Source organism: Nonomuraea rubra, assembly GCF_014207985.1.
Taxonomy (GTDB): Bacteria; Actinomycetota; Actinomycetes; order Streptosporangiales; family Streptosporangiaceae; genus Nonomuraea; species Nonomuraea rubra.
Genome location: NZ_JACHMI010000001.1, coordinates 6,642,254 through 6,668,057, shown reverse-complemented (window position 1 = coordinate 6,668,057; position 25,804 = coordinate 6,642,254). Strand labels below are relative to the sequence as shown.

19 protein-coding genes and 2 pseudogenes are annotated in these 25,804 nt (G+C 70.5%); 13 read left to right on the top strand and 8 right to left on the bottom strand.

The features are described 5' to 3' along the window. Positions 1-203 precede the first annotated feature (203 nt). The 3 genes from HD593_RS30445 to HD593_RS30435 all read left to right on the top strand — a co-directional run bounded on the left by HD593_RS30445 (position 204) and on the right by HD593_RS30435 (position 2,444). Positions 204-941, top strand: a complete 738-nt coding sequence (locus tag HD593_RS30445; RefSeq protein WP_185105431.1) for a GntR family transcriptional regulator — start codon at positions 204-206, stop codon at positions 939-941. Positions 942-1,033: 92 nt separating this feature from the next. Next, positions 1,034-1,603, top strand: coding sequence for a DJ-1/PfpI family protein (locus HD593_RS30440; RefSeq protein WP_185105430.1), 570 nt, complete (start codon positions 1,034-1,036; stop codon positions 1,601-1,603). A 19-nt stretch (positions 1,604-1,622) separates the two neighbouring features. Further along, complete coding sequence (locus HD593_RS30435) at positions 1,623-2,444, top strand: alpha/beta fold hydrolase (RefSeq protein ID WP_185105429.1); 822 nt, start codon at positions 1,623-1,625, stop codon at positions 2,442-2,444. 7 nt (positions 2,445-2,451) lie between these two features. Here HD593_RS30435 and HD593_RS30430 read toward each other — a convergent pair whose 3' ends face one another. From HD593_RS30430 to HD593_RS30405, 6 genes and pseudogenes are all read right to left on the bottom strand, one after another. Continuing rightward, positions 2,452-3,603 carry an inositol-3-phosphate synthase gene (locus tag HD593_RS30430; protein ID WP_185105428.1) on the bottom strand — a complete coding sequence of 384 codons (1,152 nt, stop codon included), beginning with the start codon at positions 3,601-3,603 and terminating at the stop codon, positions 2,452-2,454. A 101-nt stretch (positions 3,604-3,704) separates the two neighbouring features. Next, on the bottom strand, positions 3,705-4,712 hold the full coding sequence (locus HD593_RS30425) for a sugar phosphate isomerase/epimerase family protein (RefSeq protein WP_185105427.1): 1,008 nt from the start codon (positions 4,710-4,712) through the stop codon (positions 3,705-3,707). Next, positions 4,709-5,260 carry a hypothetical protein gene (locus HD593_RS64555; RefSeq protein WP_312904481.1) on the bottom strand — a complete coding sequence of 184 codons (552 nt, stop codon included), beginning with the start codon at positions 5,258-5,260 and terminating at the stop codon, positions 4,709-4,711. Before HD593_RS64555 ends, HD593_RS30425 begins: the two co-directional genes overlap by 4 nt. Before the next feature lie 211 nt (positions 5,261-5,471). Continuing rightward, positions 5,472-5,675: pseudogene (locus tag HD593_RS64550) on the bottom strand (Gfo/Idh/MocA family oxidoreductase); the annotation flags it as partial. Between the two features lie 278 nt (positions 5,676-5,953). Continuing rightward, positions 5,954-6,376: pseudogene (locus HD593_RS64975) on the bottom strand (ATP-binding cassette domain-containing protein); the annotation flags it as partial. A gap of 322 nt (positions 6,377-6,698) precedes the next feature. Continuing rightward, positions 6,699-8,021: an ROK family protein gene (locus tag HD593_RS30405; protein WP_345151483.1), complete on the bottom strand. Its 1,323-nt coding sequence runs from the start codon at positions 8,019-8,021 to the stop codon at positions 6,699-6,701. 241 nt (positions 8,022-8,262) lie between these two features. Here HD593_RS30405 and HD593_RS30400 point away from each other — a divergent pair, with 241 nt between their 5' ends. The 8 genes from HD593_RS30400 to HD593_RS65250 all read left to right on the top strand — a co-directional run bounded on the left by HD593_RS30400 (position 8,263) and on the right by HD593_RS65250 (position 19,005). After that, a complete protein-coding gene (locus HD593_RS30400) occupies positions 8,263-9,540 on the top strand; it encodes an ROK family transcriptional regulator (protein ID WP_185105426.1) in 1,278 nt (425 codons plus the stop codon). A 210-nt stretch (positions 9,541-9,750) separates the two neighbouring features. After that, positions 9,751-14,955: a ThuA domain-containing protein gene (locus HD593_RS30395; RefSeq protein ID WP_221525061.1), complete on the top strand. Its 5,205-nt coding sequence runs from the start codon at positions 9,751-9,753 to the stop codon at positions 14,953-14,955. Positions 14,956-15,026: 71 nt separating this feature from the next. Further along, positions 15,027-15,656, top strand: coding sequence for a hypothetical protein (locus HD593_RS30390; protein ID WP_185105424.1), 630 nt, complete (start codon positions 15,027-15,029; stop codon positions 15,654-15,656). Positions 15,657-15,812: 156 nt separating this feature from the next. Further along, a complete protein-coding gene (locus HD593_RS30385; protein ID WP_185105423.1) occupies positions 15,813-16,829 on the top strand; it encodes a COG1470 family protein in 1,017 nt (338 codons plus the stop codon). Further along, positions 16,826-17,536: a hypothetical protein gene (locus tag HD593_RS30380; protein ID WP_185105422.1), complete on the top strand. Its 711-nt coding sequence runs from the start codon at positions 16,826-16,828 to the stop codon at positions 17,534-17,536. Before HD593_RS30385 ends, HD593_RS30380 begins: the two co-directional genes overlap by 4 nt. Next, on the top strand, positions 17,533-18,135 hold the full coding sequence (locus HD593_RS30375) for a hypothetical protein (RefSeq protein WP_185105421.1): 603 nt from the start codon (positions 17,533-17,535) through the stop codon (positions 18,133-18,135). Before HD593_RS30380 ends, HD593_RS30375 begins: the two co-directional genes overlap by 4 nt. A gap of 87 nt (positions 18,136-18,222) precedes the next feature. Further along, on the top strand, positions 18,223-18,657 hold the full coding sequence (locus HD593_RS30370) for a hypothetical protein (RefSeq protein WP_185105420.1): 435 nt from the start codon (positions 18,223-18,225) through the stop codon (positions 18,655-18,657). 3 nt (positions 18,658-18,660) lie between these two features. Then, complete coding sequence (locus HD593_RS65250; RefSeq protein ID WP_185112219.1) at positions 18,661-19,005, top strand: GH32 C-terminal domain-containing protein; 345 nt, start codon at positions 18,661-18,663, stop codon at positions 19,003-19,005. A gap of 824 nt (positions 19,006-19,829) precedes the next feature. On the opposite strand, the gene HD593_RS30360 is transcribed toward HD593_RS65250, so the two are convergent. Both HD593_RS30360 and HD593_RS30355 read right to left on the bottom strand, forming a co-directional pair. Beyond that, on the bottom strand, positions 19,830-21,812 hold the full coding sequence (locus HD593_RS30360) for a hypothetical protein (RefSeq protein ID WP_185105419.1): 1,983 nt from the start codon (positions 21,810-21,812) through the stop codon (positions 19,830-19,832). A 1,089-nt stretch (positions 21,813-22,901) separates the two neighbouring features. After that, a complete protein-coding gene (locus HD593_RS30355; protein WP_185105418.1) occupies positions 22,902-23,825 on the bottom strand; it encodes an alpha/beta hydrolase in 924 nt (307 codons plus the stop codon). A gap of 194 nt (positions 23,826-24,019) precedes the next feature. Between HD593_RS30355 and HD593_RS30350 the strand changes: the two genes are divergently transcribed. Both HD593_RS30350 and HD593_RS30345 read left to right on the top strand, forming a co-directional pair. Further along, entirely contained in the window at positions 24,020-24,898 is an 879-nt protein-coding gene (locus tag HD593_RS30350; RefSeq protein WP_185105417.1) for a helix-turn-helix domain-containing protein, read from the top strand. After that, the gene (locus HD593_RS30345) at positions 24,895-25,284 is read left to right on the top strand and encodes a DUF2255 family protein (protein ID WP_185105416.1); all 390 of its coding nucleotides are present in this window, start codon (positions 24,895-24,897) and stop codon (positions 25,282-25,284) included. The genes HD593_RS30350 and HD593_RS30345 overlap by 4 nt, the downstream gene beginning before the upstream one ends. Positions 25,285-25,804 lie beyond the last annotated feature (520 nt).

Below are 25,804 nucleotides of genomic sequence, written 5' to 3'. Positions count from 1 at the left end.
GGCGAACCGAAGAGGACGTCGAGCATGCTCATGGGAGCCCAACTGAACGAAGCGGAGCGATGGCGGACGGTTCCCCGATTGGTGAAGGATGGCTGGCATCCGCCACCTTTCCTATACGATCCGGGTGTGAGCGTCAACATCCCGCAGCGTTGCGACCGATGTCAACAGGCTCCCGAAGACGCAAGAAAGGACCTCACGTCACGATGGACGACGAAGCGATGATCGCGCAGCGCCGTGGGGCCATGACAGGCGGAACGCCGCCGGGAAGATCTCGCGGCCGGCTTGCCGACGAGGTGTACGACACGCTGCTCGGACAGATGATGTCGCTACGGATCGAGCCTGGCTCCCGCGTCACGATCGACGTCCTGGCGCGAGAGCTGGGGGTCTCGCAGACGCCGATCCGGGACGCTCTCAACCGTATGGAGGCCGAGGGCCTGGTCGTGCGTGTGCCCCATGCCGGCTATCGCATTCCCCCTCAGATCACCCGTCACCGATTCGAGGACATGCTCGAGGTGCGCCTGCTCCTCGAGCCGGCGGCGGCGCGCAGATCCGCCGAACGCGCAACGTTGGAGCAGGTGGCCGGTCTGCGACGCATGCTGGAGGAGATGGCGGAGCTGGAGGGGGGCGACGGGCTCATGGCCTACGGCGCCTTCGGGCTGCGCGACGCCGCCTTTCACGATCTCATCGCCCTGAGCGCGGAGAACCAGGTCATCCGCGAAGCGCTCGCCCGCCTGCACACGCACGTGCACCTGTTCCGGCTTCTCCATGACACCCAGGTCACTCACCTGGCCATGGCCGAGCACGAGGAAGTCCTGGCCGCGATCGCCGCGCGTGACCCCGACGCCGCCGCCTACGCCATGCGCCGGCACATCCTGCTGTCCGGCGAGCGGTTCCGGCGATTGTTCGACGAGGTCAAGGACGCGGACGGGATGGAGGCTTGACGGGCGGGCCGAGGCGAGGAATGCTAACCCAACCGGATCCGATCGGATCGGATCGGATCCACCGCACCCGCCCCAGATGCGAGGAGAAGCAGGTGCCCAGAGCGCTGCTCCTGACCGGCGACGCCGCCGAGGAGCTCGACACCATGTATCCCTACTATCGCGTGCAGGAGGGCGGCTGGGACGTTGACGTCTCGTCGCGGACGATGCGTGACGTTCAGCTGGTCATCCACGAGTTCGACCCCAACTCCGACGCCTATGTGGAGAAGAACGGCCGGAAGCTGCCGGTCGACGTGCCCTGGGCCGAGGTCGAGGTCGAGCGCTACGACGCCCTCATCATCCCTGGGGGACGTGCCCCCGAGTGGATCCGGGTCGACGCCGACGTCAGGCGCATCACCGAGCACTTCTTCGCGCGCAATCTCCCGATCGCGCTGGTGTGCCACGGTGCGCAGGTGCCGGCTGTGTACGGGCTGCTGAAGGGGCGAAAGACGGCGTGCTTCCCGCCCATCACCGGTGACATGGAGAACGCGGGCGCGACGGTCATCGACGCTCCCGACGTCGTGGACGGCAACCTCGTCTCCTGCCGGGGGTGGCCTGACATGCCGCAATTCGGCAGGGCGATGATGGAGGTCTTCTCGAAGTCCATCAGCTCCGCATCGGCATGAGCACACCTGGCCTGTCCCGGTGACGGCGCTTCGGACCGTCACAGTCGACGGGTCCCCCGTCCACGTCCTGGAGAGCGGCACCGGGCCCGCGGTGCTGATGCTGCACGGCTCCGGACCCGGTACGACCGGATCCGGAGCCTGGGCGACGACGGCGCAGGCGCTGGGCGCGTCCTGGCATCTGGTGGCTCCTGACCAGGCGGGGTTCGGCCGTACACCGATCCCGGCGGGCTCCAGGGGTGGGCTCCGGCTGTGGACGGAGCAGGCCGCGGGCCTGATGGATGCTCTCGGTGCCGAGCACTACGCCGTGGTGGGCCACTCCATGGGTGGTGCCGTGGCGCTGGCGTTGGCGGCCTCGCGTCCCCAGCAGGTCACCCGCGTCGTGGCGGTCTCGACGATGGGCGCCCCCGGCGCGCCGCTGTCCGCCGAGCTCGACGCGATCTGGGCCGCTCCCGCCGGCCCGCTCGGGGCACGGGACATGTTGAGTCGCCTCGTCCTCGACCAGGCGCTCGTGACCGAGCCGGCCGTCGCCGCCCGCGCGGCCGCGATGCGAGCGGGGGCGGCCGCGTTCGCGTCGTTGTTCCCGCCACCTCGGGCACGCTGGGCCGACGACCTCGCCCTCTCGGCGCAGACGCTGGCAGGGATCCGCGCGCCCGTGCTGCTCGTCCACGGCGCCGAGGACCGGGTCACCCCGCTCGGGACGGCAGCCCTGCCCCTGCTCGAACACCTGGCCGATGTCCGTCTGCACGTGCTCGGCCGATGCGGGCACGTGCCGGCGATCGAGCACCCGCACGACTTCAGGCGACTCCTGTCGTGCTTCCTCGCCCGGGAACGAGGTCACTAGTCGCTCGTCACCGGCCCTCTCCTCGCGGGCCGAGAGCGTCCACGGCGGCGCGCAACGCCTGCCACTGCTCGGCCAGGCCGTGCGGTGCGTCTCCGAGGGGGTCCTTGAAGAAGAAGGCCAGTTCGGTGAGCGGGCCCGTGCGGCCGGCCCGGTGTGCGGCCGCGGTCAGTCGCGCCAGGTCCAGGACCAGCGGCGCGGCCAGTGCCGAGTCGCAGCCGTGCCAGCTGAACTCCATGCGCATGCGGGTGCCGAGGAAGCCTTCGAAGGAGATGAGGTCCCAGGCGGTCTTGAAGTCGCCGAGGTCCTCGACGAAGTCGATCCGAGTGTCGCCCTGCGGGGCGTAACCGAGCGTCTCGGCGAGCACGCGTTGTTTGCTGGCGGACTTGGCCGCGTTGGCCGCCGGCTGCGCCAGGTTCGCGCCGTCGCCGCCGCCCAGCAGGTTGATCCCCGACCAGGTGCGCACCTTCAGGTTGCGCAGGGCGAACATCGGGGCGAGCACCGACTTGACCAGGGTCTCGCCGGTCTTGCCGTCGTGGCCCGCGTACGGGAGCCCCTGCTCGCGGGCGAGGGCGTCGAGGGCGGGCAGGCGGGCGCCGGTGGAGGGCGTGAAATCGACGTACGGGCAGCCGGCCCGCAGGGCGGCGTAGGCGGCCAGGGCGCTGGGCGGCAGGACGGGTTCCCGGCCGTCGAGCGCGGCCCGCAGCGCGTCGAGGCCGGCGTGGGCGGGATGGGGCGGCGGCGCCGGTTCGGTGGTCGACACGTTGATCACGACCACGCGGTCCAGCTGGTGCCGGCGGCGGAAGCGGTCCAGGTCGGCGCCGATGGCGTCGGCGGTTCCGGCTTGGGTGTCGCGTACCGGCAGGGGCAGGACGTCCTGCTCGACCCCGGCGAGCGCGTCCTGTACGGCCTCGGCCAGCCGGACGGGGACGACTCCCGCCTCGGCCAGTGCTGCGGCCTTCTTGCCCAGGGGGATCGAGGAGATGTCGTGGCCGCCGAAGATCAGGTCTCCGATGCCGGGGAGAGTGTCGCTGTGCAGGGCGGGCGACTCCAGGACGCATCCGATGGGGTCGGCCAGGCCCGCTCGCACCGCCAGCGCCCCGAGCACGCTGGTGACCGCGACCGATCCTCGTGCTCCGATCAGCCATATTCCGGTTCTCATCTGTCTCCTGTCACGATCATTCACTGGGGCGCGGGATGTCCACGGCGGTCGGTTCCGGTGGGCGGCGGCCGGGATGCGGCCGCCGCCCACAGCGGGCCGGGTTACTCGGAGGAGAAGGCGGCGTCGAAGGCGGCGGCCGGCGGCGTGATGGCGTTGAGCGAGCGGATGTAGGCGAGGGATTCCGGCGCGCCGTGCAACCGGTCCATGCCCGCGTCCTCCCACTCGATGGAGATCGGGCCGTCGTAGCCGATGTGGTTGAGCGCACGGAAGCACGCCTCCCACGGCACGTCGCCCCGGCCGGTGGACACGAAGTCCCAGCCGCGCCTGGGATCGGCCCAGGCCAGGTGGGAGGACAGACGGCCGCGCCGTCCGTCGCGGGTGGCGACCCGGGCGTCCTTGCAGTCCACGTGGTAGATGCGGTCGGCGAAGTCGAGGATGAAGCCCGCCGGGTCCAGGTCCTGCCACACCATGTGCGAGGGATCCCAGTTGAGGCCGAAGGCCGGCCGGTGCCCGATGGCCTCCAGCGTGCGCACCGTGGTGTGGTAGTCGTAGGCGATCTCGCTGGGGTGCACCTCGTGGGCGAAGCGCACGCCCACCTCGTCGAAGACGTCGAGGATCGGGTTCCACCGGTCGGCGAAGTCGGCGTACCCCGCCTCGATCATGGACGGGGGCACCGGCGGGAACATCGCCAGCGTGTGCCAGATCGGCGAGCCGGTGAAGCCGACGACGGTCGTGACGCCGAGTGCGGCCGCGGCGCGGGCGGTGTTCTTGATCTCTTCCGCGGCGCGCTGCCGTACGCCTTCGGGTTCGCCCTCGCCCCAGATGCGGGCGGGCAGGATGCCCTTGTGGCGCTCGTCGATGGGGTGGTCGCAGACCGCCTGGCCGACCAGGTGGTTGGAGATCGTCCACACGCCGAGGTTGTGCTTGGCCAGGGTCTCCTTCTTGCGTTCGACGTAGGAGTCGTCCGCGAGGGCCTTGTCGACCTCGAAGTGGTCGCCCCAGCAGGCGATCTCCAGGCCGTCGTAGCCCCATTCGGACGCCAGCCGGCAGACCTCCTCGAACGGCAGGTCCGCCCACTGCCCGGTGAACAACGTGACCGGTCTGGTCATGAATCCTCCACAGTTGTGAAGCGGCTGCCCTCAGCCGCGCTCTGCTCGACGGCCGCCAGCACCCGCTGCACCCGCAGGCCGTCCCCGAAGGACGGGGCGGGGCCGGTACCGGCGGCGATCGCCTCCAGGAAGTCCTTCGTCCCGTGGACGAAGGCGTGCTCGTACCCGAGGCCGTGACCCGGCGGCCACCACGCCCCGGCGTACGGGTGGTCCGGCCCGGTGACCCGCACCCGCCGGATTCCGTGCTCGGTGCTGTCGAGGGTGTGGTCGTGGAACCACAGGTCGTTCGTCGCCTCGAAGTCGAAGGCCAAACTCCCCAGGGCGCCGTTGACCTCGATGCGCAAGGCGTTCTTGCCCCCGGACGCGAAGCGGGTGGCCTCGAAGGAGGCCGGCCCTCCGCCGCTGAGCCGGCCGCTGAGCCGGCCGATGAACAGGGCGATGAACAGGGCCGATGAACAGGGCCGCGTCGTCCACGGTGACCGTGCCCCGCCCGGCGCCGCCGCCGGCCGAGAGCCCCGGATCCGGCCCTGTCCTTCTGGAGCCGCCACCCCAGGGGGACCTCGGGGTCGACGATCCAGTCCTGGAGGTACTGCGCCCGTACGTGCCGGATCTCGCCGAGCCTGCCCTCTCGACGAACCGCCGGGCCAGTGCGACGGCGGGCACGCGGCGGTAGTTGAGCGCGACCATGCTGCGCACGCCGCGCCCGGCCGCCTCCTTCGCCGCCGCCGCGGCCATGGCCTCGGCCACGGTGTTGGCGAGCGGCTTCTCGCACAGGACGTGCTTGCCGGCCGCCAGCGCGGCGACGGCGATCTCGGCGTGCGAGTCGCCGGGCGTGCAGATGTCGATGACGTGCACGTCGTCGCGGTCGAGCAGGCGCTTCCATCCGGTTTCGGCGTGGGCCCACCCCAGCTTCGCGGCCGCCCGCGCGGTCGCCTCGGCGGATCTGCCGGCCACGGCCACCATCGCGGTTCGACCGGCAGGTCGAAGAACGCGTCCACGCTGCGCCACGCCTGGGAACGGGTACGGCCCATGAACGCGTACCCGACCATGCCGATCCCCATGACGGGCCTCATGACTCGAACCCGAGGGGCAGGTACTGGGCGGCGTCGTCCTTGGTGATGGTCTCCGAGGCCAGGGTGATCGACTGCGGGATCTGCTGCTCCAGCAGGTCGCGCATGGCGTTGGCCGCCCGCGCCGCCGGCCATGAAGAACTCGTCGCGGCCGGCCTCCTTGATCGCGGCCAGCACGCCGATGCCCTGGTCGTCGCCGTGGTTCCAGATCGCGTCGATCTTCTTGTGCGCCTGCATCAGGTTGCCGGCCACCTGCGTGCCGGACTCCACCGTGAACTTGGCGTCCTGCTGCGCGGTCACGGTGAAGCCGTAGGTCTTCAGTGCGTCGGCGAAACCCTCGCTGCGGTCCTGCGTCAGCGTCAGCGCGGCGATGCCGTGACGCATCGCCGCGGTGGGCGGCGCCGGCCGTACGGGCGAGCCGTCGAGCACCACCTCGCCCTCGCCGGGTTCGTGGGCGCCGGAGAGAATCTTGATGAGCGTGGGCTTCCCCGCACCGTTCTGGCCGAGCAGGCAATGCACTTCTCCGGCTTCGACCTCCAGGTGCACGCCGTCCAGAGCGCGCACGCCGGGGAACTGCTTGACGATTGCCCGCATCACGAGCAGGGATGAGGAGTCGGATGGTGACCGCGCCACAGGGGCTCCCTCGGTTCGGTGTGGCCGTGCCCCGCCCGCCTGACGGCGCCGGTTGGCACCGCCGCGGCGGCACCGAGGTCGGCGTCAACGGTGCCGGTGCGGCTCCGGCGGCCGATCAGGCGGGCGGGACGTTCTGGGTGGTAAGGGGCAGACGCCATGGCCGCGGCACGCGGAATGTGCCGAGGCGGTGCGGAACAGCACGATCAGGCGGATGGGGGGTGCGGAGGACAGGGCGTGCGTCGGGACCGCGTGGCGGGCACGTGGGTCAGGGCGAGCGGGACGATCAGGCCGTCGGGGTTCCCTCGATAACCCCGATGGACGGAGACATTCGGATGGAGATGCCGGTGGGGTCGGACAGGGCTCGTTCGACGACGACTCCGGCCGCTCCGCGCGAGGCGGCGCCGAAGCCGAGGTCGGAGGCGGCGAACCGGCAGCGCTCGAAGGCGTCGCTCATGCCCAGGCGGGCCAGTTCCCGCTGTGCCGCGGGGATGATCGGGTCGGCGAGCCGGGCGAAGTAGCCGCCCAGCACGATCACGCGTGGGTTGAAGAGGTTGATCAGCATGGCCGCTCCGATCCCGAGCCACCGGCCGACCTCCGCGAGGGCGGCGTCGACGCGCGGATCTCCGCCGGCCCGCCGCTGCTCGATCTCGGCCAGGCGCTCCTCCGGGTCGCGGACGAGCTGCGGGCCCGTGCCGTACGCGCGGTCCGGCGTGGCCATGCGGACCAGCGCGGCCAGCCCGACCCTGGTCTCCCAGCAGCCGACGCGGCCGCAGCGGCACCGCTCGCCGGACGGATCGATCATGACGTGGCCGACCTCGCCCGCGAACCCGTCCGCGCCGCCCAGGAGCCGGCCGCCGGAGATGACGCCACCGCCGACGCCCACCTCGCCGGTGAGGTAGACCAGGTCGGAGGTGCCCGCCGCGACGCCCGAGGTGTATTCGGCCAGGGCGGCGAGGTTGGCGTCGTTGTCCACCGCGATGGGGATGTCCCGCGCGAGGTCCGCCTGGGCCAGCCGCCCGGCCACCGGCACCCCGCGCCAGCCGAGGTTGGGAGCGAAGACGACGGTGCCGGTGGTGGTGTCGATCAGGCCGGGGACGGCCACGGTGATGCCGGCCGGGGTGACCCCGAGCCGGTCGAGGTCGGCGAGGGTCTTCTCGACCATGCGGGCCAGCTCGTCCAGTGAGCGGTCGGGGCCGGAGCCCATGGCGTCGAAGCCGATGCGCCGGTCGATGAGCACTCTTCCGGCCAGGTCGGTGGCGATCGCGGCGATGTAGTCGACGTTGACTTCCACGCCCAGGGCGCCGGCCCGGGAGCCGTCCAGGCCGAGCGCGACACCCGGGCGGCCGACGGAGCCAGCGTGCTGCGGTCCCATCTCCTTGACCAGCCCGCGGGTCTGCAACTCGTTCACCAGGCTGGTGACGGTGGCCTTGTTCAACCCGGTCGCGACGGCGACGGCCGACCGGGAGCACGGGCCGTTAGCGCTCACATGACGCAGCACAAGGGCGAGGTTGGAGCGGCGCACGGTGGCCTGGTCCGCGGGGGCTCCCGCGGAACCGCCGCGACTCGCCGAGTCGGTCGCATGGCCGCCGGTCCGGTTGTGGTCCACGCTCCTCCTCGATTAGTGCGGATGGCTAGCCGAATTAAAGGTGCCGACCTCTGCGGACACAAGGCTGAAATCGGTTGCAATTTCGGTAACGTTCCGATAACTGACGCCTGATGGATCGCTGACGTGGACCGATGCCAGCGATGCCAACTCGTTACGAGAATCAGGAGTGCACGGCCGGACATCCCCGTGTTACAACTCCGATTAATTGATCTCGGAGACAAACAAAGGGCGGGTGGTGCGCATGACGTACAAACCGCCCAGCCGTGTCCGGGCCGGCGCTCCGCCGGCGGGTTCCGCCGCGCTGCGCCGGGCGAACCTCTCGCTGGTGCTGCGCGAGCTGCGCGACCACCCGTCCCTGTCCCGTGCCCACATCGCCGAGGCGAGCGGGCTGCACCGGGCCACCGTCTCCAACCTCATGGCCGAGCTCCTCGAACGCGGCCTGGTACGCGAGGTCGGCGTCGAGCACGCCGGGGCCGTCGGCCGCCCCAGACGGGCGGTCGCGCTGCACGGCGCGCACGTCGGCGCCCTCGGCATGGAGATCAACGTCGACTACATCGCGGTCCACGGCACCGATCTCAGCGGCCGGGTCCTGGTCGAGCGCCGGGTCGTCTACGACGCCATGGGCAGCGGCCCGGACAACGCCGTGCGCCGGCTCGGGCTCGTGGCCAAGGAGGCCGTGGAGGCCATGCGGCGCGCCGGAGCGGCGCCCGCCGGCATCGCGGTGGCGGTCCCCGGGCTCGTGGACGTGGCCCGCGGCGTCGTGACGCTCGCGCCGAACCTCTACTGGCGCGACCTGCCCCTGGCCGACCAGCTGGCCTCCTTGCTCGGCCCGCCGCGCGTGCCGGTGCGGGTGGACAACGACGCGAACCTCGCCGCGCTGGCCGAATACACCTCCGGCGTCGCCGCCGGCACGCCCCACCTGGTGTACCTCACCGGCGAGGTCGGGGTCGGCAGCGGCGTCATCGTGGGCGGCGAGCTCATGCGCGGCGCGGACGGATTCTCCGGCGAGGTCGGACATCTGCAGGTGGACCCGAACGGCACCCAGTGCGGTTGCGGCCGCATCGGATGCTGGGAGACCAAGGTCGGCCTGGCCGCGCTCGTCCGCGCGGCCATGCCCGAGCAGGCGTACGGGCTGCCCGGCATGCCGGTGCCCGACCCCGGCGAACGGGTCGCCGACATCGCCAGGGGCCTGGCCTCGGGCGAGCGGCGGATGATGATGGCGGTGGCACAGGTCGGCCAGTGGCTCGGGCTCGGCGGCTCGATCCTGGCCAACCTGTTCAACCCACGGGTGATCGTCATCGGCGGCTACTTCGCCTCGCTGGCCGAGTGGCTGCTGCCCCACGCACAAGACCAGCTGCGACGGCTCGTGGTGGCCGCTCCGGCCGCCCAGTGCCGGCTCGTCGCCTCCACGCTCGGCTTCGGCGCCGCCTCCCGCGGCGCCGCCAGCATGGTGATCAGCGACATCATCGACGACCCGACGACGATCATGGACTCACCACCCCGGCCGGCACCTTACTGACGGCCTCCACAGACCTGGAGACGGCACCCTCCAGCACCCGCACATATCCGCTACCACCAAGTGGCAACAGCGCGGCGGCGCGCGCCTTGCCTGACGTCCCCCCGGTCAGGAAGGGTTTCCATGTCACCACGTCATCGAACGTGGGCCAGGCTGCTCAACGCGGCCCTGCCAGCACGCGGACGACGCCCGAGGCGCCGAACCGCGACGACGATGGCCTTAGCCCTCGTCGCCCCCTTCGTCACGCTCCTCGCGGCGCCGGTGAGCGCCGAGGCCGCCACGGCGGCAGCGGAGCCCGCGTTCAAGGTCCTCGTCTTCTCGAAGACGACCGGCTTCCGGCACGACTCGATCCCCGAGGGCATCGCGGCCGTGCAGAAACTCGGCCAGGAGAACAACTTCGCGGTCGACACCACCGAGGACAGCGCGCTGTTCACGGACCAGAACCTGGCGCAGTACCAGGCCGTGGTCTTCATGTCCACGACCGGTGACCCGCTGGGCACGCAGGACCAGAAGGACGCCTTCCAGCGCTACATACAGAACGGCGGCGGCTTCGCCGGCGTCCACGCCGCGGCCGACAGCGGCTACAACTGGGAGTGGTACGGCAAGCTGGTCGGTGCGTACTTCAAGTCGCATCCGGCGATCCAGCAGGCCACGGTCAAGGTCGAGGACCCGGCCCACCCGTCCACCAAGGACCTGCCGACGACCTGGACCCGTACCGACGAGTGGTACGACTACCGGGCGAATCCGCGTGGCACGGTGCACGTGCTGACGTCGATGGACGAGAAGTCCTACACCGGCGCGACGATGGGCGCCGACCACCCGAACACGTGGTGTCACGACTTCGACGGCGGCCGTTCGTGGTACACGGGGCTCGGCCACATGAAGGAGAACTACAGCGAGCCGAACTTCCTGAAGCTGCTGCTCGGCGGCATCCAGACGGCCGCCGGCGCGGTCAAGGCCGACTGCTCGGCCTCGCAGAGCGGAAGCTTCGAGAAGGTCACGCTCGACGACAACACCTCGAACCCGATGATGGTGGACGTCGCCAAGGACGGCCGGGTCTTCTACATCGACCGCCTCGGCGAGGTCAAGATCATCAAGCCTGCGGGCGGCACCGTGACGGCGGCGAAGCTGAACGTCTTCACCGCCAACGAGAGCGGCCTGCTCGGGCTGGCGCTCGACCCCGGCTTCGACTCCAACCACTGGGTGTACCTGTACTACTCGCCCACCGGGGCGAACGTCGACCGGCTGAGCAGGTTCACCGTCACGGGTGACACCCTTGACCTGTCGAGCGAGAAGGTGGTCCTCGACGTCCCGGTGCAGCGGGCCGAGTGCTGCCACCACGGTGGCGGCATGGTGATCGACCCCAAGACCGGCAACCTGTGGCTGGCCACGGGCGACAACTCCAACCCGTTCGCCTCCGACGGCTACACGCCGATCGACGAGCGGTCGGGCCGCGCCAGCTGGGACGCCCAGCGCACCTCGGGCAACACCAACAGCCTGAGCGGCAAGCTGCTGCGGATCCACCCCGAGGCCGACGGCACGTACACCATCCCGTCCGGCAACCTGTTCGCGCCGGGCACGGCGAAGACCAAGCCGGAGATCTACGGCATGGGCTTCCGCAACCCGTTCCGCATGGGTCTCGACCCCAAGACGGGCCACATCATGCTCGGCGAGTACGGCCCCGACGCCAACTCGGCGAGCACCACCCGCGGCCCGCAGAACACGGTCGAGTGGAACATCGTCTCCAAGCCGGGCAACTACGGCTGGCCGTACTGCGTCGGGAACAACACCCCGTACGTCGACTTCGACTTCGCCACCAGGCAGTCGGGGTCGGCCTTCAACTGCGCCGCGCCGGTCAACGAGTCGCCGAACAACGACGGCCTGACCAGCCTGCCGCCGGTGGTTCCGGCGACGATCTGGTACCACTACGCGGCCGACCCGCAGAACTTCCCGGAGATGAGCGGTGGCGCGCCCATGGGCGGCCCCGTCTACCGCTCCGACCCGAACCTGCAGTCGGACGTGAAGTGGCCGGCGTACTGGGACGGCAAGGCGGTCTTCGGCGAGTGGAACAACGACAAGGTGTGGTCGTTCCAGCTCGACGAGACCGGCACCAAGCTCGTCGAGATGAACACGATCCTCGGCTCCCTGACGTTCAAGAAGCCGATGGACATGAAGTTCGGCCCCGACGGCGCGCTGTACATGATCGAGTGGGGGTCCGGCTTCGGCGGCGACAACGCCGACTCCGGCATCTACCGCATCGTGTACACCAAGGGCACCCGCCCGCCGATCGCCCGTGCCGCGGCGGACAAGACCGACGGCCCGCTGCCGCTGGCCGTGACGTTCTCCAGCGAGGGCAGCAGGGACCCGGACGGCAAGCCGATCACCTACGCCTGGGACCTCGACGGCGACGGTGACACCGACTCCACCGACCCCAGCCCCTCCCACACCTACGAGGAGGGGGGCGACTACAACGCGGTCCTGACGATCACGACCTCCGACGGCCGGACCGGCACCGCCGGCGTGGAGATCAACGCGGGCAACACCCGCCCCACGGTCTCGGTGACCGTCCCGCCGAACGGCGCCTTCTTCGAGTTCGGCGACCAGGTGAAGTTCACGGTCACCGTCACCGACCCCGAGGACGGCACGATCGACTGCGACAAGGTGAAGATCCAGGCGATCCTCGGCCACGACAGCCACGGCCACCCGCTCGACCAGCACCAGGGCTGTGAGGGCGTGCTGCAGACCCAGCAGGCCGGCCACGGCGAGTACGACAACCTCTTCTACGCCATCGAGGCCAGCTACGCCGACGGCGGCGCCAACGGCGCCAAGTCGCTGACCGGGCGCGGCCAGGTCATCCTGGAGCCCAAGCGCAAGCAGGCCGAGCACTTCTCGCGGACCGGCCGGGTGGCCGACGGCAAGGGCACCGACACCGCGGGCGTCCAGGCGGAGGCCACCAGCGACACCCAGGGCGGCAACCAGCACATCGCGTTCGTCCAGGACGGCGACTGGTGGTCGTTCGACCCGGTGAACCTGTCGAACGTCACCGCGATCCGGCTCAGGGCGGCCTCGGGCGGCCCCGGCGGGACCGTGCAGGTCCGGGCGGGCGACCCCGAGACCGGCACGCTGGTCGGCTCGGCCGAGGTGGCGCCCACCGGCGGCTGGCAGACGTTCGCCGACGTCACGCTCGACCTGTCCAGCCCGCCGACGGAGAGCGGACCGCTGTACTTCGTGGTGCGCAAGCCGGCGAGCGCGGCCGACAACGCCTACCTGGTCAACGTCAACTGGGTCGACTTCGTCGGCAAGGGCGCCACGGAGAACCAGCGTCCGTCCGTGACCGCGACGGGGACCCCTGCGACGGGCGTCGCTCCGCTGAAGGTCGACTTCAAGGCGACGGCCACCGACCCGGAAGGCGACCCGCTCACCTACAAGTGGAACTTCGGCGTGAACGGCGCGCCGGAGCCCACCACCGCCGACGCGAGCCACACCTACACCGCGCCGGGCACCTACACTGCCGTGGTGACCGTGTCCGACGACAAGGGCGCGTCGTCCTCCGCACAGGTCGCGGTCAAGGTGGACGCGCCGGCCACGGTGTGCTTCAGCGGCCGTTCCGATGACTTCCTGGGGAACCAGCTCGACCGTGACCGCTGGTCGGTCATCCGGGAGAACCAGGACCTCAGGGTCGCCGACGGCAAGCTGGTGATCCCGACCTCGACCACCGACATCTACAGCACGGGCGGCAACACGCCGAACATCGTGCTGCAGCCGGCGCCGTCGGGAGCCTGGACCGCCACCGCCAAGCTCACGCTGGACGCGCGCGACGCGTACCAGCAGGCGGGCCTGATCATCTACGGCGACGACGACAACTACGCCAAGATGGTGCTGCAGGCGCGGTCGACCTCGGGCCCCAACCACGCCAGCCGCATCTTCCAGTTCATCCGTGAGGAGAACGGCGCCCCGAACGAGGTGTCGCAGAGCAACACGGCCAACCTGGGAGACGCCTACCCCGACACGGTGTACGTGCGGTTCATCAGCGACGGCACCAACATCACCGCCCACTACTCCGCCGACGGCACCACGTTCACCGCGATGCCCCAGACCAAGGCGCTCGCCGGGATCACCAGCCCCAAGATCGGCCTGCTCTCGCTGGCCGGGGCCGACCACCCGGTGGTGGACGCGTCCTTCGACTGGTTCCACATCACGCCGGACGACACGGCGACCGGGCCGGACCCGGACGACGAGTTCGACGGCACGGCGCTCGACACCTGCCGCTGGAGCGCGATCGTGCGCCCCGACGCCACGGCGGCGCGCGTCGGCGACGGCAAGCTGCAGCTCGACACCACGACGGGTGACATCTACGGGACCACCAACAGCGGCCCGAAGAACCTCATCCTGCAGCCGGCCCCGAGCGGCGACTGGACGCTGGAGACCAAGGTGGACGCCTCGGCGCTCAACGAGCAGTACCAGCAGGGCGGCCTCATGGCGTACACCGGCGACGACGACTACGTGAAGCTCGACTTCCTCACCACCAACTCGGCGGGCTCGACGGTGGCGCGGAGCATCGAACTGCGCAGCGAGGTCGGCGGCACCGTCCAGAACCCGCAGCCGCAGGTGAACAACCTCACCAGCGGCGTGTGGTGGCTGCGGCTCAAGAAGGAGGGCAACACCTACACCGGCTCCTACTCCTCCGACGGCGAGACCTGGACCGCTCTGTCCGCCCCGGTGGATAACAGCGCGGTGGCCACCGGCGCCAAGGTCGGCGTGTACACCATCGGCACCAACCAGTCGGCGTCGAAGACGGTCACGTTCGACCACTTCCACCTGATCAAGGGCGGGTCGGACGAGGACAGGACGGCGCCGGTGACGACGGCGACGACCGAGCCCGAGTTGCCGCCGGGCGGCACGTTCACCGGCCCGGTGTCGGTCACGCTGGCGGCCGCCGACGAGGACGGCGGCAGCGGGGTCGACAAGACCGAGTACCAGCTCGACGGCGGCGACTGGACCGCCTACACCGAACCGGTCACCGTGACCGGCGACGGGCAGCACGAGCTCAAGTACCGCTCGGCCGACAAGGCGGGCAACGTCGAAGAGGCCAAGACGCTGACGCTGACGATCTCGGCGTCCGCGCCGCAGGTGAAGCTGACGGTCTCCGCCTCGTCCCGCTGCATCGGCACCTCGGCGTACGTGGCGGTCACGGCCGTCAACGTCTCCGACGTGCCGGTCACGGTGACGCTGACCACCCCGTTCGGTACGAAGACCGTGGCCGACGTGGCCCCGGGCAAGCAGGCGTACCAGTCCTTCAACAGCCGGGCCGGGCAGATCGACGCCGGCTCGGTGACCGTGAAGGGGGCCGCGACGATCGGCGGCGAGCAGGTCACCTCGTCGTACGACGCCGCCTACCCGGCGCTCAGCTGCCGCTGACCGCCCAGCAGAACCGGGGCCGGCCGGCCGATCCGCCGGCCGGCCCCGCCCCCCACAGATGGAGCGATCACATGAGAATCAACAAGACTGCGCACCTGCTCGCCGCGGCGGTGCTCGGCGTCGCGCTCGCCGGCGTGGCCGGTCCCGCGGTGGCGGACGACGACCCCGAGAACGGCGTCGAGCTGTCGGTGACGATCGAGCCCAACACCACTCCGGGTCAGGTCTCCATGACCGTCGCCGACAACGGCGGCGTGTCCCTGCAGGAGGACGGCTCCAACGCCGCCGCCCGCCAGTTCGTCGGCACCCTGCCGACGGTCACGGTGACCGACAGCCGCCGTCCCGAGGAGATCCCCGCCGGTGACTTCTGGGCGGTCGTCGGGCAGGCCGGCGAGTTCACCGCGACCGGCGGTTCCGCGCCGCCCATCGGCCCGCAGTACCTGGGCTGGCGGCCGCGCCTGCTGAGCGACTCCACCTCCGGCGCGGTGGAGGCCGGTGAGCCCGTCTCCAGCGTCATCTCCGACGGCACCGGAGCGCCCGCCGTCGGTCTGCAGGGCCAGGAGCTGCTGGTGTCGACGGCGAACTCCGCCGACGAGATCGGCACCTGGGAGGTCAACGCCGACCTCCTGCTGCGCACTCCCGCCGACGTCGCCGCCGGCGAATACCGCTCGACCCTGACGCTTTCGCTGTTCAACCAGTCCTGAAGCTGTTCAACCAGTCCTGAAGCTGTTCAACGGTCCTGAAGCTGTTCGACCAGTCCTGAGCAGGAGGCAGGACGCCATCGCCCACTGTGGTCGTCCGGGACCTGCGCCGGCACGGGACAGGTCCCGGACGACCACGACGAGACTGGAGACACCCTGTTGAGCACAAGCCGTTCGCGAGGCGCCCTCGCCGCCTTCCCCGCTCTCTGCGCAGCCCTGCTGGTCGCCGTGGTGGCGTTCGCGACGCCGTCCGCCGCCGACACCACCTGGTCGGTCGTGCCGGCCAACGCCGACGGTCCCGACGGCCGCAGCGTCATCGACCTCGAACTCGCCGGCGGCCAGCAGGTGGTCGAGCACGTGGCGGTCATCAACCGCTCCACCCAGCCGGTCGACTTCGCGATCGACGCCAACGACGGCTACCTGACCGCCAAGGGCTACTTCGACATGCGGCCCTCGGACGTTGAGCCGGTCGACGGCGGCTCCTGGATAACGGTCCCCGAGAAGGTGACGATCGCGGCCGGCGCCACCTCCATCGTTCCCATGACGGTGTCGATCCCCCAGAACGCGACGCCGGGAGACCATCCCGCGGGCGTGACCGCGTCCCTGGAGACGATCTCCGGCCAGGTACGGGTCCAGAACCGGGTGGGCGTCCGCCTGAACATCCGCGTCACCGGCGGCTACGTGGCCAAGGTGGCCGTGACCGGCGTGCGGGCCGAGTACGTGGGGTCGTGGAACCCCTTCGCCGCCGGGTCCGTCGAGGTGACCTACACCGTGGCCAACGCCGGCAACGTCCGGGTGGTCACGGACAACCGGGTTCTGACGTCCACGCTCGTGGGCGAGAGCAGCTGGAGTGACCCGTCCGCGGCCAAGGCCAGGGAGCTCATGCCGGGCGGCAGCCGCACGTTCGTCGCGCAGGTGCCGGGCGCCTGGCCGCTGGGACCCATCGGCACGACCGTCACGGCGATCCCCGCGCCCGCCGGCAAGCCGATCCCGGGCGTCGCCGCCCAGCAGATGGCGGTCGACACCACGGTCTGGGCGCTGCCATGGCCGCAGCTCACCCTTTTCGTCCTCCTCGTCCTCGCCTGCTTCGCCATCCGGCTGCTCGCCGCCTGGCGGCGCAGGCGCATCCAGAAGCTGATCATGCTTCACACCAGGGAAACACCTCAGGGAGCGTGAGCACCATGGGCATCCGCCCCAAGGAGGCGGCCACCATCAGGCGCCCCGGACCACCGGCCCCGGCACGGGGTGCGACGTGGGCACGCGTGCTCGCCCTCGCGGTCGCGTTCGCGCTCGGCGCGATCGTCGCCGGCGGCGTGGTGTTCTGGCTGACCCGGCCGGACTCGATCGAGCAGACGGCCGACCGCCTCCGCGCCGAGTCCGCCCTCCGCGACAAGACGCAGATCAAGACCCTGACGGAGCTGGCCCGCGGCACACGGTCCAGCCTCATCCCCGTGCTCCACGGGCTGAACCTGGCCATGCCCGCCGACGGCACCGCGGGTCCCGCCGCGGTGACCGCCGCCGACGTGGAGAACTGGCGGAAGACGGCCACCGCGGCCGTCGCCGGCTTCGCCGACCCGCCGTCCGGCGAGACCGCCACCAACGTGGCGAGGGCGAGCCTCGCCTCCGCCGTACGGCAGTTCGCCACGACCGTCGACACCTACGCGGCCGCGCGGGACCTCACGGGACCGGCCCGCGCCGCCGTCCTCGACCTGGCCGTACGCCAGCGCGCCGACGCGCTCTACACCTGGTCGATCGGCGCCACCGCGCTCGACGCGCTGAACATCGACGCGGGCTACGGCCACCAGCACGTGTTCCTGCCGACATCACCCGGCGAAGGGGCGCTCACCCCCGACACCGAACCCGAGGGGAGTCACCACCAGTGAAAAAGGCAGCGGCATACGTCCTCACCGTCCTGCTGGCCGGGCTCGCGCTGGTGCTCGGCGCGCCGGTGGCCTCCGCCCACGGGGGACCGATCAAGCTGGAGGTGGCAGGAGACGGCGCGGACAACGTCAACGTGCTGGTGACGTACAAGAAGGACGGCCATCCCGTCACGGAGATCGTCCACGCGAGCCTGACCGCGATCTCGGCCGACGGCCGGTCCTTCGGCCCGGTGCCGCTCAGGTCGGCGAGCGAGGGCCAGAACCTCTACCGCTCCGCCGAGCCGCTGCCGAGCGGGGAGTGGCGGGTCACCGTGACCGCGACCGAACCGTCCAAGGCGAAGGCGACGGTGAAGGTGAAGTCGGGCGTGGTCGCCGCCGCGCCCGCAATCGCGGCCGGTCCCAGCCCTGACCAGGCGACGGCCCCCGCGCAGAATCCGGCCCCCGCGCAGAAGGAGGCCGCCGCGGTGACGACCGCGGCGGACGACGAAGGCGGGATGGGGACTCCCCTCAAGATCGGCATCATCGCCCTCGCGGCGCTGGTCGCCCTTGCGGCCTGGATCGGCTTCTCCCGGCGGCACAACCGCATGGGAGCCCGGCGCTGAAGGACCTCGACGCCGCTGTGGCCGGTCTCGTGGGGTGTCCGTGCTGAGCCGAGCGCGCCATCCCCGATTGCCGGCGCCGGGGCCCGAGTGGGCCTCACCTGGGCTGGGCTGCCCTTCGACCCGGGTCTGATCACGCAGGGCGGCTCCAATGCCAGGGCTGCTGAAGCGGGCGTCAGCGCGTTCATGGAGTTACCTGACCCGCCGACCGATCTGTTCGTCGCGAACAACCCGATGTGGTCGGGCGGCAGCCCGCACAACGTGGAATACGTCTGGTACTGGATCGGGACCTGGAAGGCGGCGACGCGCACGTTCGTCCCCGACTCCACCGTCCCGAAGCTCTTCGACCACGGCGAGCACTTCACCGGTCCCAGCGGGTTCGTCGACGAGCAGGGCCGGTCGATCATCTTCGGCATCGCCTCGCTGGTCGCCCTCACCGATCAGAGCGACCAGCAGCTGTCCGGCGTTCGCGGCGACACCCTCCACATCCAGCTGGAGATGTCGGCCTCCACCGCGAGCCGCTAAGGGATCAAGGCCAGACGCAGTGCCGCGGGAGAGGAGGAGACCGTCCTGTCGTCCAACAAGAACGACAAATCCTTCTGCGTCGACCGGACCAGCTCAGGCGCTGTCTCCAGCCTCTTCGCCGGCCTGGGCGTGCAATGCGGCGCTGTCACTCTCACGAACGACGTGCTCACCCTTGACGTGTTCCTCGGCACATCCATGGTCGAGGCCGATGCCGGGGGCCACAAATCCATCACCCCGCGCGTGTACCCCGCCCGTGACGAGTCCCTCGGCCTGCCCCTGTTCGCGGACGGCGCCGCCACGGTCAGGTCGCTCAAGGTCTGGGCGATGAAGCCGGCCTTCGGCGGCTGAGGGATCACGCCCGCGAGACAGAGCGAGGGGGTCCCTGCTGGGACACCCTCGCCACCGCGCTGCGATGAGATCGGTCAGACGGGGGGCGGCATCGTGGAGAGCAGTTCGCCGATCTCCTGCGGGCTCGGCGGGACCGCGCCCTCCCTGGTGCACACGATGGCCGCCCGCCGCGCATCCGTGGCGCAACGCGTCACGGACCCGCTCCGCCGTGAGCTCGCCGCCGCCGAGGATTGCCGACGCTCCGTCGCCGCCCCGGGTCACCTCGACCAGGCGCTCTCCCGGTGAGCCGGACCTGAACGCCGCCCAGCGGCGCGCCACGTCCAGGTCCGGCTCGCCGGGATACAGCCAGGCCAGGTCCTCCGCGCTCACCTTGACCAGCCGGGAGAGCCGTACGCACTCCTCGACCGCGGTCAGCGCGGATGCCCGGTCGCCGACCAGCGAGGGACGGATGTCGGGATCGTAGGAGACGACGACCCCCGCTGCGGCGGCGGCCCGCATCACCTCCCTGACCTGCGCGGCCCCGGGCTCGACGAACGTGGCCGGCGATCCGGTGTGCAGGCAGGTGACGCCGTCGAGGGGGACCGGGCCGGAGAAGCGCCAGCCGAACCGGAAGTCGCAGGACGCCGACCCGTCCTCGCCGATCCTGGCGAAGGCCAGGCTGGTGGCGGCGCTGCGGGCGAGCTCGCCGTGCCCGACTCCGTGCCTGCCGAGATGCTCCCGCAGCAGGTCATCGAGTTCGTCGAGGCGGTGCAGCGCGTGACGCGGCCCGAACCCAGCCGGCTGCGGCTGGAGCCAGGGTGCCGAGGTCAGTGCTTCTGGCCGGGTCATTGGCGGGAGAGAGCGCGAGTGAGGCCTGCCACGATGGTGGTCGCAAGGATCCATCCCGCAGTGATCATCGCGGCGGCGAGCCATTGCTGTAAGCCTCGCGGGCCGAAGGCCGTCTCCTGTCCGAAGCTGATGATCGGGAGGAGCAGGTCCAGGGTGTAGAGGAAGGCGTTGAAGGCGGGCGCCTCGGCCGGCTTGAAGGCCGGTGGCTGGTGGACGGTGAAAACGACCGTGCCGAGGAGGAGAAGGGCTGCGAGCCAGAGCCCGGCGCGGAACGGGCGGTAGCCGTAGCCAACGGTCCAGTCTTGCAGGTACCCCCACAGCCGTGCCCCGAGTCGTTGCCCGGTGCGACGGCGACGCTGTTTGGCCAGCAGCACGTCCCGAGCGGCCTCATCGTGGCCATGCCTGCGGTAGACCGTGGCCAACTGCTCGTACGGTTGGGGCTGGTAGGCCTCCTTGGCCAGCCAGTCAAGGCGCTCCTGGACAGGCAGGGGAGCCTCCAGGCTGTCGTAGGTGAAGCCATTCATCAGCAAGCGGGCGGGCCACCGGCCGGGAACGTCATCGAGCACCCCGACTCGGGTGTGGCGAAGATCGACGGTGCCCAGCAGCACGGTCTGGGGCCCGATCTTCAGCGAAGCCGCTTCGACGCCGCGCAGGTGCAGCTCGCCGTCGATGGTGCTCTCCGCAAAGCACAATGTGGCGGCGATCCGGGAATTTCTGATGGAGAGGGCTCCCTCGGCCGTGAAGCCTTCGCAGCAGTCGATGCCACCGCCGGCGTTCACCTCCCACAGGGACAGAACCCGGCCCCCGGGGTTGCTGAGCGCCGCGCCGTGAAAGTCCACGCTGCCCTCGACTCTGGCGCTGCTGAGCACGATCTCCCCGTCGGCGCTGAAGCCCTCGCTACAGCTGAGCCTGCCGGTGACCCCCAGCCGCCGCAGTGAAAGCGCCGTCGCACCCGGGTTGGACAGCTTGCCCCCATCGACATTGACCGATCCGCGGACCTGGGTGGAGTCCAGGAAGACCTCTCCGGTCGCCACGAAGCCCGGCGTGGCTCGCAGCCCGCTGCCGATCTCCATCAGCGGCGCGTTCAGCGCGCGCCCTCCCGGATTGACGAGACGCGCCAGCGCGAAGGAGAGCGAACCGGCGACGTGAGCGCCACGCAAGAGGACTTCGCCCTCCGCCGTGAAGCCCTCATTGACGAGCAGCCCGCCCTCGATGGCGAGCCTTTCCCCGTTCAGGGCGATGCCGTCGGGGTTGGACAGCCGGGCTCCGCTGAACACGCATCTGCGTCCCACCCGGGCGTCCTGCACGCTCAGCTCGCCGTAGGAGTGAAAGCCGTGACCACACGACAATCCGCCGTCGATGACGATCCCCTCGGCGGTGAGACTGCAGCCGCCTGACCGCCCGACCCGTGTGCCGTCCAGGGTCATCGTCCCGCCGATCCTGGCGCCCACGACGCGTAACTCGCCGTCGACGACGGCGTTCGCACACAGAAGATCACGATCGACGATCAGGCCGTCGGCCTGGACGGCCAGATCTGCGTGGATCACCGTGCCGCTGAGATTCATCGTCCCGGACACATGGGCTCCACCGAGCTGAACCGGACCATCGATCACGCAGTCTTCAAGGCGCAGGCCCCCGCCGATCACGGCATCTGCAGCATGCAGTCCGGGCAACCGGGAAGCCGCGAGGTCGACCAGGCCGGTGTGGGCTCCGGTGAAGACCGGCGCTTCCTCGAAATCGCACCTGGTCAAAATCAGAGGGTGTTGAACCTCGGCGTACGACAGGTCCAACCGGCCGGTGATCAGGGCTCCGGACAGGTGCATGCCAGGAGTCTGACCTGCAAGGCGTTCCCGGGCGCCGAGCAGCATTTCTGCGATGACCGCAGCCCGAACGGGCGTGCCGGGAAGATCCACAGGACGCGCAGCGGGAAACGCCTCCCAGAGGGCGAGTTCCGGCTCTGACAGATCCTCGATGATCACAGGGCGCTCCAGGCACGTCGCACGCGTTGGTAAGGAGATGCTCCAAGGTCACCACCGGCTTCGCAACCGTCTGGCCCTGCCCGTCCCATTCGCAGAAATGAGGAGTTCTGACACGCCGCGCCGACGCGGCGGGCGGTGTCCGGTTTGTCCTCGGCCGTCGTTCTCATGACCTCGCAATCTGTGTTCTCACAATGTTGTGAGGCCCGACGCTCGGGTAACGGCGATGGGCCACAAGGTAGCGCCGAGTAGCCGTAGCTTACGATCCGTAGCTCGATCGCTGGGAGAGATCACGGCCCAAACGGCAGAACGATCACTTGCCCACGGGCGACTGGATGAGTTCACCGCGGTCCACTGCTCGGTGGTCACGTCCTTCCCGGAGATGGCGGCCCCGCTCGCACTGACCTGCGCCGTGAGGTGCGGCCCGCCGCGACCTGACCAACCCGCACCGGTTCGATGACACCCGGCCTACCGGCGATGAGGCCCTGGCCGCTCTCGCTCTGCTGGCCGACCTGCGCGATCGGCCGGCCGACGTCGAGCCCGACCTGATTCAGGCCGCCCGCGACGCCGGCGTCACCTGGGAGGCCCTCGCGCCGGCGCTGCGAGCGCGTGACCGCCGCGCCGCCCAGCGCGCCGCCATGCCCGCCTGCCGGACGCCCGCAACCGTCAGGCGGCCGGCCAGGACGTTGAGAACGTCCCCACGGACGTCCCAGACGTCCCAGACGTTCCGCAAGATGTCTCGGCCGGTGGGGCGGGGCTGGTACGACGACGGTCTGTGCCTGTGGCGCGAGGACGGCGATTGGTGCCTGCAGGGCTCGGACGGCGTGATCGAGGTGGACGGCCTTGGTGGCGCCATCGCGGCCCGGAACGTCGCCGGGCCAAGGCCGCGGCCGCCATCGAGGAACTGACCGGCCGCCCGGTGACCGGGCGGGATCAGGACGAGTCCAGCCGCTCCGTCCACGGCACGTCGCCCTGGTACCCCTGCACGAAGGCCACATGACCGCCGATGGGTCCGTCATCCCAGGTGAAACGGGCCTCCCGCGTGCCTATTCGCGGGCTTTGACACGTTGGTTAACGGCGTCCCAAGGCCCGTCAGTCGGTGGTGAGGTGGGTGGTGAAAAAGTCGGTGAGCTTGTCGACGGCGGGGTCGATGTACTCCTTCTTGTCGTAGAGGTCGACGTGGCTGGCGCCCTTGATCCAGTGGATCTCCTTGGGGCCGGTGGCGCGCTGGTGGGCCTCGACGGCCATCCACGCGGTGACGGCGCGTTCGCCGATGATCTGAAGGATAGGGCGGGGGCCGATCAGCGAGACAGCGACGAAGGCGTCATGGATGGCCATCCTGTCGATGCTCTCCCAGGCGAGGGTCTTCGCGGAGCGCTCGTGGTGGCCGCGCGGGGTGCAGTAGTACTCGAAGCCTTCGGCACCGTGCTGGCCGCCGAGCGCGCGGGCCTGCTCGGCGGTCTCCGGGAACATGGTCATCGTGCCCGGGTCCTCGCCGCGTGCGGCGGCGCTGCGGGCCGTTGCGGCGGCGTCCAGCAGGGCCTGGAAGACAGCCGGATCCTGGGTGCCGTCGGCGCCGAGACGGAACTGGCGGGCGGGCTCGGCGGTGGACACGGTGGCCACGGCCTTCACGCGGTGGTCGCCGCCGGTGGCGGCCAGCGAGTAGCTGCCGGAGGCGCAGATGCCCAGCAGGCCGATCCGGTCGGCGTCGACCTCGTCGAGAGTGGTGAGATAGGAGACGGCGGCCTTGAAGTCCTCCACCCGCTGGGCGGGGTCCTCCAGGCCGCGTGGCAGACCGCCGGATTCGCCCTGGTAGGCGGCGTCAAAGGCGAGGGCGACGAAACCGCGCTCGGCCATCAGTTGCGCGTACGTGCCGGAGGTCTGTTCCTTCACGCTGGTGCCGGGGTGACCGACCACGAGCGCCGGCCGCGGACCCGACGCCGGCGTGTCGGGGGTGTAGAGGTGGCCGGCGAGCGGGATGCCGGCGCTGTCGAAGCTGACGGTGGTCCTGGCCATGAGGCACTCTCCCTGAGACGGTGATGACGTGTCGTAACGCACCCGCGCGGCGGACCCGGGGCCCGCACCCCGCCGGGCACACGTCCACCTTCGGGCAGTCTCCACACGAGCGGGAGAGCCAGGTTTCTGCCTGGGAAAGAACTTGCCCCCTCACCCATGTGCCGTGGCCGTCGCGGCGCCATGACACTAAGAGCATGACTTCAGACTCCGACTCCCGGGCGCTGGGAGCCTTCCTCAAGGCCCGCCGGGCCCAGCTGACACCGCGGGAGTGCGGCCTTCCCGAGACGGACTCGGCCCGCAAAGTCGCTGGACTACGCCGCGAGGAGGTCGCCCAGCTCGCCGCCATCAGCGTGGACTACTACACGCGACTGGAACAGGGCCGCGTCCGGGCATCGGTACCTGTGCTCACCACCCTGGCCCGCGCCCTGCGCCTCGACGACGACCAGCAGACCTACCTCTACGAACTCGCCGGCCGAACCGACGCCCGCCCACGCCGACGCCGGCCCGCCCAGCGCCTGCGTCCCGCCATGCGACGTCTGCTCGACCAGCTCACCGAAACCCCCGCGCTCGTCCTCGGCAAACGCCTGGACATCCTGGCCTGGAACCCCGCCGCCGCAGCCCTCTACACCGACTTCGCCACCATCCCGGCCCACCGGCGCAACTACCTGCGGTTGCTGTTCACGAACCCGGTGGTCCGGCAGCTGCACCAAGACTGGGCTCACGACGCCCGGGAAGCCGTCGCCGCGCTGCGCATGGAGGCCGCGGCCGACCCCGACGATCCCGACCTGGCCCAGCTCGTCGGCGAACTGTCCCTCCAGGACCCTGACTTCCGCGCCTGGTGGGCCGAACACCGTGTCAACAGCGCCAGTTACGGCACCAAGCACTACCGCCACCACCTGGTGGGCGACCTCACCCTCGACTGCGACACCTGGGCCAGCCCCGACGGGTCCGTACAGCGCCTGATGATCCTGACCGCCGAACCCGGCAGTCCCTCCCACGACGCCCTGCGCATCCTCACCTCCTGGACCACCCGGCAGCCGGGCACCGACCGGACGGAGGGCCTGACGCGATGACCACCTGGACACCCGAAGATCTCGCCCTTCTGGCCGGGTCCGAATCCCTTGTTCTGACCGCCGGAGACGACGCTCACCCCGGCGTGGAGATCGGTATGGTCCTGGTCCGCGGCGAGCTGTTCGTCCGCGCCTACCGAGGGGTCCGGTCCCGCTGGTACCAGGCGGCGCAAAAGGAACGCCACGGACAGATCCGGATGGGGGCCGTCACTCGCGACGTCCTCCTGGAAACTCGGGCAACCACGCCCGCCTCCGAGATCGACGCCGCCTACCGGAGCAAGTACGGACACGCCGCCGGCGCCCTCGCCGCGAGCCCCGCGGCGCACGCCGCGACGATACGGATCGACCCGGCATCCTCATCGAACGCCGCCACGGGCCTGGTCCGCTGACGGAAGGGGGCCCAGGGCAACGTCAGCCACCGAGCAGTCCGGTGAGACTGCTCGCCAGGTTGAGAGTGCCAAGGCGTGTGTGCCGCCTGCTCGACGTGGCCGTTCCGGGACCGTTCTACGCGCCTGGCTGCGTGAGCAAGGGCATGAAGTTCACCGACGGCATCAAGAACGCCTCTCGACCCGTTAGGAGAATTGGTAGGGGCCGGTCGAGCTTCCCTGGAGGTCAACCGCAACGAAGCCCGAACTGGCGACCTCGTGTAATCAACCAGTGGGCCGCTCCGAGCCGACCTGCACTCGGCCGTTGACAACCTCTCAAGGCGGGCACCGCGACATTCGAGGTTTGGCGGCCCATGTCACGTCGGTAAAGGCACCCCGACTCAGACGTTGCAGTGGACGCACCAGTCGCGAGAAGGTCAATTATCAGGAGCAATCGAGGCAATCGGAGGCAGCCGGGAGCCAGGGACGTACTGGGCCACCGTCCCGGGGTGCGGAGCCAGCGGTTGCTCTGCTCTACGGGCGG